This window comes from Paenibacillus sp. R-74696 (assembly GCF_055814915.1).
On record NZ_JBPULM010000023.1, the window covers coordinates 81,310 to 99,249 of the forward strand.

The following is a 17,940-nucleotide window of genomic DNA, read 5'->3' on the forward strand; positions in this document are numbered from 1 at the left end:
CGAAAATTCATCACTAGCCCATTTCTCCTAAAGTATTCGACAATCTTTGATAGCATCCCTGCCTTTTTTACCTATTGGCAAAAAAATTATATAACACAAAAAAAGAGCAGACAAGCCGCTCTTTCAATAATATAGCTTATGTTACGGCATCTCCACTTAATGTTGGTTTGCGATAAATCCGCTCATTCGGGTTAAATTCGACATATTTCAAATGCTTATCGAGCTGGACAATAGATTCCTTATTGCCCAAACCGAGAAACCCCTCCGCCGCCAAACTGTTGTAAAACAGCTTATGGACTTGCTGCTGCAGGGTCGTATCGAAATAAATCATCACATTGCGGCAAAGAATGAGGTGAAATTCATTGAACGAGCCGTCCGTCACCAAATTATGCTGGGCGAACATAATATTATCCCGCAGCTCAGGCAAAAAATAAGCATATTGATGATCCGTTTGATAATATTCGGAAAATGCGCTCATTCCGCCTGCTTCCATATAATTTTTCGTATAGATTTGCATTTGCTTGAGCGGGTAAGCACCGCGCTGGCACTTTTCAATCGCGCTCTCACTCATATCGGTCGCATAAATTTTGCTATGCTGGGTGAGGCCCTCCTCTTTGAGCAAAATTGCCATTGAATAAACCTCTTCGCCTGTCGCACAGCCGGCATGCCAAATTCTAATTTCTGGAAGTCCCCGCAAATAAGGAATTACCTCTTGCCGCAGGGCACGAAAAAAACCAGGGTCCCGAAACATCTCGGTCACTCTAATAGAGAAATCATGCAGCACCTTGTCCAGCATTTCTTTATCACGAAGCACCTGTTCGAGCAGTCTTGTAATCGTAGGAATTCCTTCAATACGCAACCGATTTTGAATCCGGCGCAAGAGCGACGAACGAATATAATGCCGAAAGTCAAATCCATAATAACGGTAGATGCCTTCTAAAAATAATTCCAGCTCTACGTTTTCCACTTCTTGATTCATCGGCCCTCCTGCTTCGTCATCCATACGCGCAGCAGCGAGTAAAGCTGCTCCATTTGGAGCGGCTTGCTAATATAATCCGAGGCGCCCGCCTGCATGCAGCGCTCCCGATCATTCCTCATTGCTTTCGCTGTGAGTGCAATAATCGGCAGCTCCTTCAGCAATGGATTGCTGCGAATGCTGCGTATAGCTTCCAATCCATCCATAACCGGCATCATAATATCCATAAGAATAATATCAAAATCAGGTTGTTTATTCAAAAGCTCCAGGCCGAGCTTGCCGTTGCTCGCTGATTCCACGATAACCCCTTTACTGGTAAGCGCCGTCTTGAGCGCAAATACATTGCGATCATCGTCATCAACGAGCAGCACCCGTTTTCCTTCAAAGAGCCGAGTATCCTCTATATGAGCTTTAAGCTGTGCCGTCTCTTCCTCGCTAAGCTCTTCTACATCCTGTTGCTTAAAATCGCCTCCAGCAGCATCAGATGCAAGCCATATTACGGTATTGGCACCAGCCGCCGACTGGTCACGACTATTCAGCATTTCCTGGCTGAACGCTACGAATTCTTCACTTAAGCTTGGCAAAAACAACGTAAACGTACTTCCCTCGCCCTCCACGCTCTCAAGCTGCAGCCTGCCTCCTAGCAGGCGGGTAAATTCACGGCAGATGGATAAGCCTAAGCCCGTACCGCCATATTGGCGATTCGTTGTGCCATCCGCTTGCTGGAACGCTTCGAATATAATGGCTTGCTTGTCTGGCGAAATGCCAATGCCGCTGTCGCTTACCGAAATCGCAATCATCGTATCCGATGGAGCCTCGCCATTATAAAGCTCTAGTATTCTTGATTGTTCAACAGGAGAAACGCTGAGGCGCACGGAACCTCTATCTGTAAACTTGAACGCATTGGACAGCAGATTTTTTAATATATGCTGCAATCGGTGACCGTCCGTCGAAATAATAGGCGGCGCTTGCTCATCGAAGCCAGTAACGAAGGAAAGCTGTTTTTTCTCGGCTACAGGATCGAATAACTGGCGCATCAACATTGGAATTTCTGTCATATTCACTTCGTCAATCGTTACTTCAAGCTTACCGGCTTCGATTTTCGATAAATCCAAAATATCGTCGATCAGGCTGAGCAAATCCTTGCCCGCCGAATGAATGACGTGGGAATAATGCTGTTCTTCCTCCGTCATCGTCTTATTTTCATTCTCATAAAGCATCTGCGACAAAATTAAAATGCTGTTAAGCGGCGTACGCAGCTCATGCGACATATTGGCCAGAAAATCCGTCTTGTACTGCGAGCTCTGGACAAGCTTCTCGGAATAATCCTCAAGCTCATGCTTCGTCTGCTCCAGCTGACTGTTGCGCTGCTCCGCCAAGTCCCGCTGCTCCTGTAAATAATCGTTCGTCAGGCGCAGCTGCTCCTGCTGCATTTGCATTTCTTCAGACTGTGCCTGCAATTCCTCAGACTGCGCCTGAAGCTCCTCGGTCAGCATTTGTGATTCATTAAGCAGACGCTCGATTTCCATACGTCCTACGACGCTGTTTATAGCTACGCCAAGGCTTTCCTGCAGCGCTTTAATAAGCGTAAGATGTTTGTCATCGAAGCTTCCTAAAGAGGCAAATTCCACAACCGCCAGCACTTTGCCCTCGAAGAAAATCGGAGCCACCAGCAAGCTTCGAGGAGAAGCCTCCCCTAAGGAAGAGCGGACTTTAACATATCCCATCGGCAAATCTGTCAAATGATACAGCCGTTTGTCAACGACACATTGACCCGCAATTCCTTCTCCGGGCTTGAAGCTTACAGCCGCTTCTATGGCATGCTCATGCCCGGCAAAAGAAGCCGTCTTCACATAGGTAGTCACGCCATTTTGTACATGGCGCAAATAAATAGCGCTATAAGTAGCATCAACCATCGGCGTTACTTGATAAACAAACGCTTCGGACAGATCAGCAATATGCTTAAAGCCCTGATACATATCCGCTACCTCCACGGTACGCTTCTGTACCCAGCTTTCTTCATTGACATTGTCCAGCAATTCATTGGTCGCCTCGGCCAGCTCGCGAATTTCATCCTTCGTATTCACGCGAATCCGCTCATTAATATCACCTTCTGAAGCGATGATGCTGCGAATCGTATGTTTGACATCCTTAATCGTACGAACAATGGCACCTGAGACGAATATAGCAGCAGCAATCGCGCTTATCGTCACTAAGGCAAAGGCAATAAACAGCACATATTGCAAATTGCGATTATTTTGTGAGAGCGTCTCCACTCTTAGCTTCGTTAGCTCCTTCTCCGAAGTGCGAAGCTGATCCAGTTGGGTACGCACCTTTTCGACAATTTCCTTGCCCAGATCACTCGCATAATAGGTCCGGATCGCATCCATCTTGTTTTCTTTACGCAGTTGAACAACGGGCTGCCCTGCAAACTTGCCCCATTGCTCGATATTCGCTTTAATTTCCTCTAAATTCGCCTGTTGGGTAGGATTATCATTCAATAGCTCATGCAGCTTATTATAATTGCTTCCCCATACTAAAGTAGCATCATTGTAAGGAACCAAATACTTTTCGTCACCACTGATAACGTAACCCCGCTGCCCATTTTGCATATCAAGCATATTAATTTCAAGCTGATCAACCATTTCATGAACCGTAATATCGTGATCTGCTATGAAATTGATTTCGCTCTGCAAAGCATTTATACGCACAACAATAATAACAATAGCAACAGCTAAACATAGTAGTATGCTAAGGTAGCCTAATAAAATTTTCGCTCTTATCGTAAAGCGCATCGAACGCCAAATAAGTCATTCCTCCATTCCAACCATACCTATAACTCTATCATTATTGCTTAGAGTATGGCAAGAAACGAGGCACCCAAGATGAACTTACAGCCATGCCCGCAGCTTCTCAATCGCGCGCTTCTGAATCCGGGAAACACTCATTTGCGAAACTCCCAGCTTGTCGGCTATCATGCGCTGCGACTGGCCTTCCTGATAGATTAAATGGATGACGGTCTGTTCTTCTTCCTTGAGGCTTTTCATCGCTTCCCCTATATCCAGCTTCATATCAAGCGCTTTAAATTCATCGGACGGATTAGCGATGAGATCGCCAATCGAAGCACCATCCCCTTCGCTGGTGAGCGGTGTATCCAGAGACGTGTAATGGTAATAATCACGTCCTGCCAAAATTTCAATCGTCTCTTCCTGCGTAAGCTCCAGATGGGCCGCGATTTCCTCCACTTTCGGCGAGCGTTCCAGCTTTACCGTCAGCTCATCTATCGCATGCTGAAGCATGCTGCCTTTTTCCTTTACACGTCTAGGCACTTGAATATACCAAGAGCGGTCACGCAAATAATTTTTCAAATTGCCGATGACGCTTTTCATCGCATAACCTTCAAACGGAATACCGATTGAAGGATCGTATTGTTTAAAGAGCCGCAGCAGCGACATTTGTCCCACCTGATATAAATCCTCATATAAATCCGGGCGGCTGCGAGACATTTTGCCAGCAGCCATTCGAACGATATCCTCATAATGCACCAGAAGCGCCGTAGCCGCTTCATTACAACCTTCATCACGGTAGGTTTGCATGAAAGCGGCTATTTCACTTGGAGCTTTGGAGGAGGGTTTTGTACTCATGCCATCTCCTCTTTTCTGCCAAGCAGTTTGGTAAGAATGACCTCCGTACCGCTAGTCGTATTCACTTCCACATGATCCATAAGCGCCTGCATCATATACAGGCCAAGTCCGCCAATTGGAGCATCGCTTAGTCTCGTCGTATGGAGCGCCCCCGCTGTACGGTTGACAGCCTGTTCATAATTAAAGCTGGTGCCATTGTCACGAATACAAATTTTCAAGCCGTCGAGCTGCTGTTCAAAATTCACTTGCAGCTCGCCAGAGCCAAGCTGCTCATAACCATGTATAATCGCGTTATTGCACGCCTCGCCTACGGCTACCTTCATATCTTCAATTTGCTCATATTCAAAGCCTAATTTAACGGCCAGACCATATAAGGTCAATCTTACAATATCGAGATAATCTGCCTCCGCTGGAATTGTCAACTGCACCGATGTTTTCATATCAGCCATTCTTTCCTTTCTACAGTAAGATGTTATGTTTTGTGCGTCATGCTGCTAACGGTCTGTTTACTGTCTGCTTGAAGCCGTATTATGCATACCAGCTGGTCCAGATACACTTTCTGCGGCTCCTGCAGCAGATTTACGCTCTACGAGCAGCTGCAGTACTTTCGCTGCAAGCGTTGCTCCTTGGGCAAGTAATTCCGTCTTTGTGTTATTTACTGCCACTTTCGGTCTTGCTGCTTCCGCTTCGGCTTGTACAGCGGCTCTTTCCTTCCGCAGCTTCTGCCCTGATTTCACAGAGGAAATGAGTGCAACCGCCGATTCCTTAACCGCCGAGGTCGCTTCCTGAACGACATGGCCCACATCATCAAGTGATCCGAACAGCGAATCAAGCGATTTGAGCTTCATATTTACATCATCCGCAACAGAGTTCGTGGTTTGAACGACACTTTTCACCTCTGTACCGATTGCCGATATCTCATGCTTCACTTCGATTAAAGTTACCCTCATTTCATCAAGTGAATACTTAAGTGATCTAAGCGCCTCTATCACATAATAAACGAGTATGGCAAAAGCAATTGCTGCTATCAAAACCCCTATCTCCCATAGCATAAGCATAGCCCCCTTACTTTCCTTGTGCTTCTTGTTACGTTTAAGTTACCCTGCTCCACAAGGAATGAAACAGCAGCCGGCTAGCAATATAAAAAAACAAAACCACGACTTGCCGGGGAGTCCCATGCCTTAGTCGTGGTTATGTGTTATTGCAGCGGCAGAAGACGCTTGGTCATGATGACCTGCGTGCTTTCAGCGGAATGTATATTAACTTCATCCATTAACGCCTGCATTAAATACAAGCCAAGTCCGCCAACTTCCAAACCGCTCGCGTCTTCACCTTCAAGCGGCCCGGCCTTTTCCATATAGGCGCCAGCTTCAAAGCCTGCTCCGCTGTTCGTAATTTTAATCGTCAAATGATCTGGCAGCACTTCAAATTCAACTAAAATTTGAAGCTCGTCCTCCGCTGCTTGAACGGCATCAGCCGCTTCCCGCTCGCCCGCTTGATCTGGCGTATAATGCAAAACAGCGTTATTGCAAGCCTCTCCAACAGCAACCTTCATATCCTCGATATCCTCAAACGAAAAACCCATTTTAGAAGCAATACCGTATAGGCTAAGCCTGACGATATCCAAATATTGTGCGTCCGCCGGTATTTGCATCACAATACGCTTCATCCTTAGCTTACGGTCCCTTCATTGATATAGCCTGAAATGCCGGTAATATCAAATAGCCGCTTAATGCTTCTTGGAATATTTTTAACGATAAATTCTGCTTTCTTCTCATCACGCGCTTTAATGACTGACACAACGATGCCGATACCTGTACTATCAATATAAGCAAGGCGTTCCGTATCAAGAACAAGCGTTTTATCCGTACGATTGACAACCGTTTCGAGCAGGGAGCGCAGCTCAGGCGCTGCGGCCAAATCAAGCTCACCGCCTACTTGTACAATTATCGCGCTATCCGTTTCATGAATAACTGCCTGAAATTTGTTTAACGTCATTGAACACACTCCCAAGGCAAATTTTAAGTAGATCATATCAATAACACCGTCACTGCACAAGCGGAGAGCAGCCGATCTTGAAGATCGGCTGCCCGCTTGCCGCTCGCGGGATGAAAGCGACTATTACATTTACCATGCCTACGTTTGCAATAAAGTGAAAGGCAGCCGATCATGCTGTTCATACAAAACCAGCATCTGCTGAAATAGTCAGATATCCTTATATTAAACCGTTTGGGAATGATTGAAACAGCTCGCGGGCCATGATTTCAAAATTTTTTCTATGTCTATCTCGCTTGTATTTCTATCACGCCTTCGCTTTTGTTTCGACCGTAACGAGGCAAATATCATCCTGCTGGCTTACCTGTCCCAAGCCTTCGAACAGATTCAGCACATGATCCTCGAGCTGTTCCCCATTTTCACCCAGCCTTGCTTGCAGCTGCTGGACATCATCCTCTTGTCCTTTGGCGAGCTGATCGAGCAGGCCATCGGTATAGAGCACGATTTTCACCTGATTGCGATAAGCAATCGTGCCTTTTTTCACTTCAATGTTATCAAAAAATCCTAACGCGCAGCAGCCTTCCGTCAGCAGCTGCGGTTTTTGATCCACAAAAGCGATACCAGCGGGATGCCCCGCATTGACATATTCAATCGTCTGCTCGTTCGTGTCCAGCACATAATAGATGGCGGTAAAATAATAGTTCATCAGTTGATTCGAGCCCTGCAGCTGCATCATTCTCCGGTTCAGCTCAAGCACGACGAGCTCGGGATCGGAGATGCTTTTAATCGTATCCTGCAGCGCCGAATAAATATACATGCATACGAGCGAGGAAGAAATGCCATGGCCCATCATATCAAGCAAAATAACGCCATATTTTCCGCCGCCTAGGCAGTACCAGGCATAAAAGTCGCCTGCCAGCTCAGAGGATGGCCGATAAATCGCATCGATTTTGACCCGATCATTGTCTATCGGATCGCTAAGTATGCTGCGCTGCACCTGCTTCGCCAAATTCAGCTCGAAGGAAATTCGCTGATCGCGCTCCTTATGCCAATCCTTTTCATATTTAAGACGAAGCGCTGAGCGGATGCGGGCAAGCAGCTCTACTTTATTGATCGGCTTCATGACATAATCGATCGCTCCCGCGTCCAGCGCTTCCGCCAGCTTATTTGAATCCCCAAGCGCCGTAACAAAAATAACCGGTATATCGCGGTAGCGCTCGCTTTCCTGAATGCGCCTGCACGCTTCAATGCCATCGATGCCCGGCATCATTAAATCCATTAGAATGAGAGAAACCGGCGGCTCCGTCGCATTCGGCTCATCTAGCTCCAAAATATCAAACAGCTCCATTGCTGAGGAGGCTGTTGCTAATTTCGTATATCCGGCTTTTTGCAAGATCTTCTCTATAATGAGCAAATTCGTAGCGTTGTCGTCCACAATTGCGATTCGCATATGCTCGCGCTCCTTTCGTTGCTACAAGTTAATCAACCTTTTTTTTCAAAGTGAAACGCTCTAGTAGTTATATCATATACGATTATGCCTTTCCAATCCTATAAATAATGCTCCTTCCATAAAGAGTGTTTCGCTGCCACTCATTTTAACCATTGTTTCAAAACTTGCTAGGCGGGTTACTTAATGACATGAGAGACGATAACCAGATAAGAGGAGAGGATTAATATGTCAAACCCTGTAAACGAAGCAAAATCAAACGGACTGCTCGCGGGAATTCTGATTGGAGGTGCACTCGGTGCTTTGTCGGCCCTGCTGCTTGCTCCAAAATCAGGCTCCGAGCTGCGAAAATCTCTTTCCAATACATGCTCCGATTTATCACAAAAAACAGGTCGCCTAGCTTCCAACATTAGCGAGAAAACGAGCGATCTCGTTTCAACTATAGGCCATAAAACGCAAAATCTCGCCACCACCGTTCGCGATGAGGCCTCTGACATAGCCGACCATGCGAAGGAAAGCACCGAACATGTCATCAACGCTGTTACTGAGAAAGCCGAAGAAGCGAAGGAAGGCATTAAGGCGCAGCTTGAGGCACCTCGCGTATAAATTTACATTTCAACTTCAGGATATGTAATAAAAACAACCCACACCTTTTATATACTGGTGTGGGTTGTTTTTTGTGAGTATAGGTTAATTTCTCTAACCATGATCACTGTGTTTATGGTCTCTTTCAAATCGTATAACATAAAAGATATTATTTTCTCGATATCCATAACAACGATATTTTTGACTAGTTCTAAATTTACTAATTGTTTTCTCTCGATGAATCGAATTTCTGAACCAGTCGTCTTGTTGTCTTGAAGGTGAGTAAGGCTTGTATTGCAATCCATCATGAATCAAAATATCATCCCATGACAATTGAATGAAGCTGTCGAATGAGGATAAGAATGCTTTAATCTCTTCTTGCTCCAATTGTTCAAATCCATGCTCTTGCTCCAGCATTTGAAAGGAAAGATTCGTTTCATCATATCTATATACACAGTAATCTCTTGCATTTACTATGAGTTTATTTTCCCATAGCAGATTAGATAAGATTTTAGGATTAGTAACATTAATAAGTACCACAGGTGTCCCATTTTTCAATACTTCAACAGTATCCATCTTAAAATGCTCATGTTCAAAAGATAAAATAACTTTGTCCCTCTCACATGCCTCTGCCAAGGCGTTTCCGGATGTCAAACCCATTAAGTATTCAGAATAATAGCTATCAGCTTGACTATGTTTAGGTGCATAAGTCCAAAAGGGGTCATCCGACATTAATTTTTGTAGTAACTTCTTAAATACGCGAATTTCATTGGACGTTTTAACACTATTATTAGTTAATACTTGATGTAACGTAATATTTAACGTAACTTTTCTATTATATAGTTCATGATGACGTAGCATAACGACATTCGTTGACTCAATTAGTTTTTGCAATTTAATCATAGGAGACAAAGAATCCATAAAAGCTTGAACAGAGCTGAATTGACCATCAAGTGAAAGCTCATTTAAAATAAGCTCCATAATTTATAGCCCCAGCATTTCATCCAAATCATCATCGAACTGGTCAAAGAGTCCTTTTTGATGATTGGATACGTTTCCATTATTCTGAAATTCAATACGTACAGGTCTACTCACCAAATTCTCATCAATATCAAAATAATAAACTGCTACTTTCTCTTTTTGTATTCTTTTATGGTATATAGATTTACGAATACCATTAAAGATATGATCGCTATGCGACTCTATAACAAAACGGACTCCACGTTCTGCCGCAAAGGAGAACAATTCAGTCAGACGAGACTGTGCTCTAGGATGCAGATGAATTTCAGGATTTTCGATAATTATTAGATCATCCTTTTTAGCAGATAAAATACTAATTATTATAGAAATAATATAACTCAGGCCTGAACCAATATTTTTAGGACGAACCTTCCGATTTCCTGCATTTTGAAATTGTGCTCTAACTTTATCTGTGCCTATTAAATCTTCTGTAGATAGCTGAGCATTAATAATATAACCCAACCAGAAATTAACATTAATATCCAATGTACTGCCTATTTCGGGATTTTTAATTAAACAAGGCTCAATAGGATCTTTTTTGTGATTTTCAAAATAATCAATTGCATATTCACCAAGCACTCCAGATTCATCATGTTGGCTATAATTTTTAGAGTATGTGTCTTGAGCACCTAAACGATTTGCCGATAAATATTGAATCCTTTTATTTTTACGATTTAGATAATCCTCAATTAATGTACCAGTACTACTTATATTACAAATAGCTTGAGGATCTGCTTGTGCAAAGTCTAAGTTAATAAACGAACTTTGATTCGAGCCTAACTCCAGATTAATATTGCGGGCATTTGTTCTGAAATTACTAGCTTCTGCAAAAGTACCTATAGCAACAAGTTGGCCATTTAAAGGTGATTTATGTTTATCAGTTACATTCTGAATAGCAAGTAGTAATGCTTGTATCACCGTTGATTTACCCGAGGAATTCATACCAACCAGCAATGTTAATGGTTCTATTTCTATATCTGCTACATCTATACTTTTCAAACCACTAATAATAAGCCTATTTATCATCCCTTAGCCTCCGTCCTAATTCATCCATTTTGTCAAATACATCTGGTATAACGCTGCCAGTTCCTCGGTCCTTGGACAATAGTTCGTTAAATTTTTCATCTTCGATTAGTTTATTGGCCAATTCACGGAAGCGAACCGTATTATTTTCACATGTGTTCTTATCAAACTGAGTGAATAGATATCCAAATGATTCAAACAAAATAAAATTTACTGGATAGCGCCTCTCGCCGTTTGTTCGCCTAAAAGCACGATTCCCAAATATAATCATATTATTATGCATGGTTAAATGAAATAGTTTTTTAAGCTCTGCAATATTTTCATCATCCATTTCATTGATATATTTCATAGATCTTCCTAAAAATTCATCAAGTTCTTTGTGCTTATATTCAGTTAATTCTCCTTTTCTCCATAATATAAAAGATATTAATCTTAATATCATATAACGATCTTTCATTCGACTTGGAGTAATAGTTTTACCTGTCACCTCTAAGTAAGATTCACTGTTTGATAAATCATCAAGTAGCTTGGTCGCTTTGCCTTGATAAAGAGCATTTCGCATCTCTTGTTGATTTAACTGTGTTCCCCCTCTGTTTACTCGATCAAAAATATCAAAAATAACTCTATCTGGTGTAGGAGGCTTAATGACCTGTGCAATAATTTGATAATCTTCTAACTTTGATTGAAGATTATGCTTTAATTCAGAAAACCTTTGCCCCTGCAAATTATTTAGTATTCTCAGTTGTTGCAACTCAAACTGATCATCAAAAAAACGAAAAAATGTTGTAAGCCTTTGTCTTCCATCTACAACAATTAATTGCCCATCTTTCGTTTCATTAAGATAAAAAACCGGGAGAGGGATTCCCATTAATACTGATTCAATTAATTCTGAACGTTGCTTATCATCCCATACATCATCGCGCTGATAGTCAGGATCAAGTTTAACTTGTTGTGGCTTTTTATCGTACTTACGCTTTAATTCAAAAAGCGAATATTGCTCTCTCTCCACCTTAATAGTAACATCAGGATAAATGCTCGCTTCTTCTTGGTAATCATTATCAAATAGTTTGTCTTCTATATCTTTTTCTTCCATAAGATCTGACTGTAATTCCTCCATTAAATCATCATGTTGTTTCATTTGCATTTCACTACCCTCTCATTGCAAATTATATATTTGTAACTACTGATTCTATAAGGTGTCAATGAATATAACTCTTTAATATTATACACTTAATCTGAATGATTGTATTCAAAGCAAATGGAAAAAAATGATCGTAAGGCACCGTATATATTGGCTTATTCACTCCACTTCCAAATGTTTCCTACCACCTTAAGTTATCATTAAAAAGGCCAACAAAAATAAAGATAGGAATTGCTTTTCGCATTCCCTATCTTTATTTCAACCCTCACAATTCAATTCCTACGTTTATTCCAGCGCCACATGCTTAATCCGCATAAGCTCCCCAACCTTGCTGAACAGCGCGGCGTTATGTCCAATAGACATGGCGCAGTGATGGGTCGGCGCTTCGGCAAACCATTTTGACATATAATCATCCGGATGCAGCTTGAACTTCACTGGCGTCTGCGTATTGCCGATGCGCATAATTGGGCCGTTGGTTGACTCCGCCTCGCTGCTGATCAGCTTTAGCCTGCCATCGCCTGTCTGGGTTAGGTTGAGCGTCGTAATCGGTCCCGTCTGCACCTTCGCTTCAACGGATACGCCCGTTCCTTGCTTGCCATGATACATACCCATGCCGCGCAAAATCGGCTTACCCTCGGATATCGCCACATGGAACGGCCCATCATGCCCGAGCAAAATCGTCTCGTCAACGTAATCGACGACGACGATTTCCGCGAAACTCCCGCCTGTACCGAGAATATCGCATATTTTCATAGCGATGGCCGTCTTCAAATCTCCTTCTCCTGAGCAAGGAATACCTCTGGCTGTCAGCAAAGAATGTCCTACGATAAAACCGCCTTGCAGCCTCTCGTATTCGCTGCCTGGCGCACCATGATAATAATAGGTTAGTGCATCAAGATCATATTCGCGCACCAGCTTTTCCTGTGCAGCCGCAACCTTGCATGACCATTCAAGCTGCTCCTCCGTCGGTTTTCTCGCAATCGGATCAGAAGGGGAGTCGCCGCTGAGCTGGAACATTGCCAGTACTTCATCCAGCTTGCGCTTCGTTTCCTGCGGCGTAATCGCCTTTAGCATGCGATCCAAATCGCACATTTCCAGCACTTCAATATGAAGGCCGGTCTGAGCCTGAATCATCGTAAAATCGCTATACATGTCCAGCATTCCACTGTACGTATTGCCGAGGAAGCCAAAACGGCCGTGGCGCAGCGTGCGTGGAACAGCAGCAGCCCTTGCCCATTGTTCAATTTCCAGCCATGCGCGTTTGGCTTCCTTGCGTTCGCTGGTCACCTCATTCGTAAGCGAAATTTCCGGCGTATAATCAAGCCCGAGTAGGCCATTCACGACTTTGAAGGGAATTCCCGCTCGATTAAAGGCATTCGCAAACTCGGGAACCGGGCAAGCGCCGCAATGCGCCAGCCATTCTCCTGTCGTCGAGCTGTCATAATTCATTCGCTCAGTCGGCTGCAAATTAAGGAACACGACAGGCGCTTTATTAATTTGATGGATAGGCAGTACCGTCGAGCTGGTCGAATACGTGGCGGCATGGCAGAAAACCAAATCTACATTTTGCATATTAAGCCATTCTCCCGCCTTGCGCCCCTCGCTTTCCGTATCCACCAAGCCATAATGGAATACTTCGCCCCATTGGGCGATTTTCTGCGCAATAAACGTTCCATATTGCTCAAGGCGCTCGCGCAGGCCGGGGAACTGCTCCCAATAAGCTCGCAAGCCTACGGAATACAAGCCAATTTTCGGTTTGCGGGCAGGCTTAATCGGTGTCAGCAGTGTCATGACGGATCATCCTCTCGGCTATAATCATGTTTTATATGACTATTGTAACGGCTTACATTATAATAAACATCAAATAAAGTTGTTCAAAAATAATACAATCTTGGGGAGGTATTCATCCATGCCTGCTTATCGTGAAAAAGCCATTCATGCCTGGACACCTGAATCCGTCCGCCTAGCCGCCACTCCATCCCCATTCGCAAAATCTGCTCTTTTTTACATTCAGGAAATTGGACATTTTCAAGCATTCTCCCCTTATTATACCGAGCGGGAGCAGCTTGAATCGTTTCTGCTCGTCTATACGCTCGCGGGTGCAGGCCGCTTGACGTACCGTGACGTCACTTATGAGCTGCGGCCCCATCAGTTGTTTTTCATCGATTGCATGAGCTACCAGCATTATGCCGCAGATGCCGCTGCCGGCGGCAATTGGGAGCTTTTATGGGTACACCTCAGCGGCAGCACCACGCATGAATATTATGAGCAATTTGCCGCGGGGAGCTCCCCAGTCATTACACTTCAAGCAAATTGCCGGACTGAGGCCTGCCTCAAGCAATTGCTGCAAATAAATCAGCAAAAAAGCACCCGCACAGAGCTCGCCAGCTCACTGCTGCTTACTGAGCTTTTAACCGAGGTGCTGCTTGCAGCGCACGAACCGGAGCTGCCAAGCGCAGAGCTGCCGCCCTATATTTTCGCCACTATTGGGGAAATAGAGCAGCATTATGCACAGAAATTGACGCTCGATCAGCTCGCGCGCCAGCATGCGGTGAGCAAATACCATCTCGCCAAGCAATTTAAGCGCTATACAGGCTTCTCTCCTCACGAATATGTCATTGGCATTCGCATTTCACAAGCAAAGGAGCTATTAAAATATTCGGATCAGCCTATAGCCGAAATCGCCCCGCTTGTGGGAATAGACAACGTCAGCCATTTTATCAATTTGTTTAAGGGGAGGGAGGGTATGACGCCGCTTGCGTATCGTAAACAATGGCAGCCATCATTTATTCGTTAAGCAAGGTGAAACGGCTGCCGGCATCCTTTGGCGGCGCGGCGCGTTTCAGTCCGAGAAATATAGAGAACGGATTACATTAAGATATACTTTCCTATATTCGAAAAAAAAGGAGGCCGCCCTCTCAGTAGTGAAATACTACTTTCAGGGCGGCCTCTCGCAAGGCATCATGCTTGCTTAATAGAGAGGGCGCTTCGCTCAGAAGCGCATTATGAATAGGTAATGAATAAACGGGAGGATGACATCACGTCATTATTATTATCTTCTTCTTTTAGATCATAACAACTTCTCCCGCATAAAAATGTAATCCAAATTACATTTTCGCAAAAATAATGGCAATCAGCCTTCTTGAGCGATAGATTCCTCATCATTAAGCCTGCCATCCTGGTGGATTCCGCCGATGACCTGCAGCTGCTCTTTGTTCAAAATGCTGATTTTTTTGCTCACAATACGAATATAACCTTCATTTTGCATTTCAAGCAGCACCTTGGTCACCGTCTCCCGCACCGTTCCCGTCATATCGGCAATTTGCTGATGCGTCAGCTTCAGACCGATCGTCGTTCCGTATTTATCCGACAGCCGCAGCAGCAGCCGCGAGATTCGCGTACGAGCATTCGTAATCGTCAGGTCGGTAATCAGCTCATTCGCCTTGCGCAGACGTTCCAGCGTAATGCCCAAAATATGAATCGCAATGCCCGGATTTTCCTTCAGCAGGGCGAAAAACTGCTCGCGCTTCAATACATATAGCTTGCTTTTCTCCAATACTTTCGCTGACGCAGAACGGAGCTTCGTACTATCAATCAGCGCCATCTCGCCAAAATAGTCCCCTTCATGGAAAATAGCAAGTATAACCTCGCGATCCTCCTCATGCCGGTAAATTTGCACCGCTCCGGCTTTAATCATATACAGCTCATCGCCTTCATCCTGCTCCCAGAACAGCTGGGTGCCCTTAGCAAAGGTTTTCGTCACGAACAGCGGAGCGATCGCCGCCAGCTCCAAATCATTCAAATGTTCAAAAAAGGGGAAGTTTCGCAAAAATGTAATATCTGACATCCTCAATCTCCTCCTACCCAGCTATTGTACCCAATCTTTCGGGCATACGCACGGGTTTCTTGAAGAAGAGACGCCCTTAGTTGCCTACCCTTTCACCGAGCCGCCCAATAAGCCGCGTACGAAATATTTTTGCAGGGCGAAAAATACAGTTAGCGGCATCAGCATCGAGACGAATGCAGCTGCTGTCAGCAGATGCCAATCGCTGCCTCTTGATCCTACCATTGCGGCAATCCGCATCGACATGACCTGTACATCCGGCTGACTGCCGATAAACACCAAGGATACTAAATAATCGTTCCATACCCATAGAAACTGAAAAATACCGATGGAGGCAATCGCCGGAACCGACAACGGCAGAATAAGCCGTGTGAAAATCGTAAAGTTCGACGCGCCATCCATAAATGCCGATTCGAACAAGTCCTTAGGCAGCTGGCTGATGAACGTATACATAAAATATATCGTCAGCGGCAGGCCAAAGCCGGTATGCGCAATCCATATGCCCAGGTAGCTGCCGTTCAGGCCAAGTGCCGTATAATCCTTCAAAATCGGGATGAGCGCAACTTGGAGCGGCACAACCAGCATCATAATGACAGCAACGAACATCGATCGACGCAGCGGAAACCGCAGCCAAGCAAATGCATAAGCGGCGAAGGTCGCGATCAGGATCGGGATAATCGTCGATGGAATCGTCACAACCAGCGTATTGAGAAATGCTTTGGAGAGGCCTTCTCCCTTCTGCGCTCTTACCGTGCCGTCTGACTGCATAATTTCAAAGGTTTTGCCTGTCAGTACGCCATTATAGTTATCCAGCGTAAAGTTCGAGTTCACCTTCCAGTCTGGCTGCTGCACCTGAATCGTGCGCGCCCGGCGATTTTCCCAGATCAGCCTGCTGCCATCCTGCGCGGTGACGCCGCTGCGCAACTGATCATCGTCAAACACCTCGCCCTTCACCTCAATCGGCTGCCGCAAATCGGTTTCCTTCGGCAGCGTGATCGTCGATTGCGCAACATAATCACGGTGCGGGAATACCGTCCACCAGCCCGTCTGCAAAATATCAACCGCAGGCCGGAAGGAGGAGACCAAGAGGCCTACCGTCGGGATGAGCCAGATGAGGCAAATAAAAGCGAGTACGACGTTGACGATTGTTTTCGACATCGTCTTTTTCCTTGTTCGCTTCATCAGAATCCCCCCTGTTTCCGGAACTGCCGCAAATTAATAATGATGACGGGAATGACAGCGATGAGCAGCACAATCGCCAGCGTTGAGCCATAGCCCGCGTTGCGATACATGAAAAACTGGCGGTAAAACTGCGTCGCCACCACTTCCGTATCATATTGCCCTCCAGTCATCACCATGACGACATCGAAAATCTTGAGCGTAAAGACAACAATTGTCGTCGATACGGACAAAATCGTCCCCGAAATCGCTGGTATAATGATGCTGCGAAAAATACGAATTTCCCCTGCGCCGTCAATGCGCGCCGCCTCAAGCATATCCTCCGGCACGCCCTTGAGCGCCGCCGAGAACAGCACCATCGCAAATCCCGTCTGCATCCAAATCAGAATGGCGACCAGGAAAAGATTGTTCCAGGGCTGAAGCATGCTGGTAAATGCCTGTGGTTCCCCCCCGAAGGCGACCACGATTGCATTGAGCAGACCGATCTGCTCATCTCCCGGCTTGTAGAAATAAATAAATTTCCAGATGACGCCAGCAGCGACGAAGGAAATCGCCATCGGCATAAAGATGATGCCCTTCGCCAATTTCTCGAAGCTGCTGCGATCAGCGAGCACTGCAATGAGCAAGCCCAAGCAGATGCAGGCGGTAGCGCCAAAAGCGACCCATATTAGATTGTTGCGCAGCGCGGTGAGCAGCAATCGGTTTGTAAAAATAGCGGCATAATTGGAAAGTCCGACAAACTTCTCCGTACCGGCATCCATAAGACTCATATATAAGGTGCGCAGCGTCGGGATAAGCAGCAGCCAGCCGAGCAGCAACGCAGCAGGTCCTACGAAAATAAAGGGCTGGATGCGTCGCTTCCAGATGTCCGGATATTGTTCCACTGCCCAGTTAAACGACCAATAAATCGAATAAACGCCCAGCACTCCCCAAATGATAGCAAGCAAAGCATATAAGACAGATGGCAAATTCGTATCGCGCAGGAATAGGTAAATGCCTGAATGTAAAATCGCATTTACAAGCACGACAGCCAGAGTAACGGCAACGTTTCGCGACTTGCTCGTTTTTGGCGTGGAAGCTAGCATG

Annotated in this window: 17 protein-coding genes; 2 read left to right on the forward strand and 15 right to left on the reverse strand. The window is 45.1% G+C overall.

Annotated features, from left to right (window positions below):
- Positions 1-136 precede the first annotated feature (136 nt).
- The 8 genes from ACSR9A_RS06755 to ACSR9A_RS06790 all read right to left on the reverse strand — a co-directional run bounded on the left by ACSR9A_RS06755 (position 137) and on the right by ACSR9A_RS06790 (position 8,065).
- Complete coding sequence (locus tag ACSR9A_RS06755; RefSeq protein ID WP_473756297.1) at positions 137-1,003, reverse strand: CheR family methyltransferase; 867 nt, start codon at positions 1,001-1,003, stop codon at positions 137-139.
- Positions 976-3,672, reverse strand: coding sequence for a CHASE3 domain-containing protein (locus tag ACSR9A_RS06760; RefSeq protein ID WP_473756298.1), 2,697 nt, complete (start codon positions 3,670-3,672; stop codon positions 976-978). The genes ACSR9A_RS06755 and ACSR9A_RS06760 overlap by 28 nt, the downstream gene beginning before the upstream one ends.
- Positions 3,673-3,867: 195 nt before the next feature.
- On the reverse strand, positions 3,868-4,572 hold the full coding sequence (locus tag ACSR9A_RS06765; RefSeq protein ID WP_237163518.1) for a sigma-70 family RNA polymerase sigma factor: 705 nt from the start codon (positions 4,570-4,572) through the stop codon (positions 3,868-3,870).
- Positions 4,573-4,616: 44 nt separating this feature from the next.
- Positions 4,617-5,069 carry an anti-sigma B factor RsbW gene (gene rsbW, locus ACSR9A_RS06770; RefSeq protein WP_341279434.1) on the reverse strand — a complete coding sequence of 151 codons (453 nt, stop codon included), beginning with the start codon at positions 5,067-5,069 and terminating at the stop codon, positions 4,617-4,619.
- Positions 5,070-5,126: 57 nt separating this feature from the next.
- Positions 5,127-5,651, reverse strand: a complete 525-nt coding sequence (locus tag ACSR9A_RS06775; protein ID WP_473756299.1) for a DUF948 domain-containing protein — start codon at positions 5,649-5,651, stop codon at positions 5,127-5,129.
- A 167-nt stretch (positions 5,652-5,818) separates the two neighbouring features.
- Complete coding sequence (locus tag ACSR9A_RS06780) at positions 5,819-6,274, reverse strand: ATP-binding protein (RefSeq protein ID WP_473756351.1); 456 nt, start codon at positions 6,272-6,274, stop codon at positions 5,819-5,821.
- A 17-nt stretch (positions 6,275-6,291) separates the two neighbouring features.
- Positions 6,292-6,618: an STAS domain-containing protein gene (locus tag ACSR9A_RS06785; protein ID WP_046229046.1), complete on the reverse strand. Its 327-nt coding sequence runs from the start codon at positions 6,616-6,618 to the stop codon at positions 6,292-6,294.
- Between the two features lie 304 nt (positions 6,619-6,922).
- The gene (locus ACSR9A_RS06790; protein ID WP_473756300.1) at positions 6,923-8,065 is read right to left on the reverse strand and encodes a PP2C family protein-serine/threonine phosphatase; all 1,143 of its coding nucleotides are present in this window, start codon (positions 8,063-8,065) and stop codon (positions 6,923-6,925) included.
- A 225-nt stretch (positions 8,066-8,290) separates the two neighbouring features.
- Here ACSR9A_RS06790 and ACSR9A_RS06795 point away from each other — a divergent pair, with 225 nt between their 5' ends.
- On the forward strand, positions 8,291-8,668 hold the full coding sequence (locus ACSR9A_RS06795; RefSeq protein WP_473756302.1) for a YtxH domain-containing protein: 378 nt from the start codon (positions 8,291-8,293) through the stop codon (positions 8,666-8,668).
- Positions 8,669-8,761: 93 nt separating this feature from the next.
- Here the strand turns inward: ACSR9A_RS06795 and ACSR9A_RS06800 are convergent, their stop codons facing one another.
- The 4 genes from ACSR9A_RS06800 to ACSR9A_RS06815 form a co-directional block, all read right to left on the reverse strand.
- Positions 8,762-9,628, reverse strand: a complete 867-nt coding sequence (locus ACSR9A_RS06800; protein WP_473756303.1) for a hypothetical protein — start codon at positions 9,626-9,628, stop codon at positions 8,762-8,764.
- A gap of 3 nt (positions 9,629-9,631) precedes the next feature.
- Positions 9,632-10,693, reverse strand: coding sequence for a DUF3696 domain-containing protein (locus tag ACSR9A_RS06805; RefSeq protein WP_473756304.1), 1,062 nt, complete (start codon positions 10,691-10,693; stop codon positions 9,632-9,634).
- The gene (locus ACSR9A_RS06810; RefSeq protein WP_473756305.1) at positions 10,683-11,834 is read right to left on the reverse strand and encodes a GmrSD restriction endonuclease domain-containing protein; all 1,152 of its coding nucleotides are present in this window, start codon (positions 11,832-11,834) and stop codon (positions 10,683-10,685) included. The genes ACSR9A_RS06805 and ACSR9A_RS06810 overlap by 11 nt, the downstream gene beginning before the upstream one ends.
- A 282-nt stretch (positions 11,835-12,116) precedes the next feature.
- A complete protein-coding gene (locus ACSR9A_RS06815) occupies positions 12,117-13,622 on the reverse strand; it encodes a hypothetical protein (protein ID WP_473756307.1) in 1,506 nt (501 codons plus the stop codon).
- Between the two features lie 118 nt (positions 13,623-13,740).
- Between ACSR9A_RS06815 and ACSR9A_RS06820 the strand changes: the two genes are divergently transcribed.
- On the forward strand, positions 13,741-14,628 hold the full coding sequence (locus ACSR9A_RS06820; RefSeq protein ID WP_473756308.1) for a helix-turn-helix domain-containing protein: 888 nt from the start codon (positions 13,741-13,743) through the stop codon (positions 14,626-14,628).
- A 336-nt stretch (positions 14,629-14,964) separates the two neighbouring features.
- Here ACSR9A_RS06820 and ACSR9A_RS06825 read toward each other — a convergent pair whose 3' ends face one another.
- The 3 genes from ACSR9A_RS06825 to ACSR9A_RS06835 form a co-directional block, all read right to left on the reverse strand.
- Positions 14,965-15,678 (reverse strand): Crp/Fnr family transcriptional regulator, encoded by a 714-nt coding sequence (locus ACSR9A_RS06825; RefSeq protein WP_473756309.1) that lies wholly within the window; start codon positions 15,676-15,678, stop codon positions 14,965-14,967.
- Between the two features lie 84 nt (positions 15,679-15,762).
- Positions 15,763-16,857 (reverse strand): carbohydrate ABC transporter permease, encoded by a 1,095-nt coding sequence (locus ACSR9A_RS06830; RefSeq protein ID WP_473756310.1) that lies wholly within the window; start codon positions 16,855-16,857, stop codon positions 15,763-15,765.
- Positions 16,857-17,939 carry a carbohydrate ABC transporter permease gene (locus ACSR9A_RS06835; RefSeq protein WP_341279444.1) on the reverse strand — a complete coding sequence of 361 codons (1,083 nt, stop codon included), beginning with the start codon at positions 17,937-17,939 and terminating at the stop codon, positions 16,857-16,859. Before ACSR9A_RS06835 ends, ACSR9A_RS06830 begins: the two co-directional genes overlap by 1 nt.
- Position 17,940: the final 1 nt, after the last annotated feature.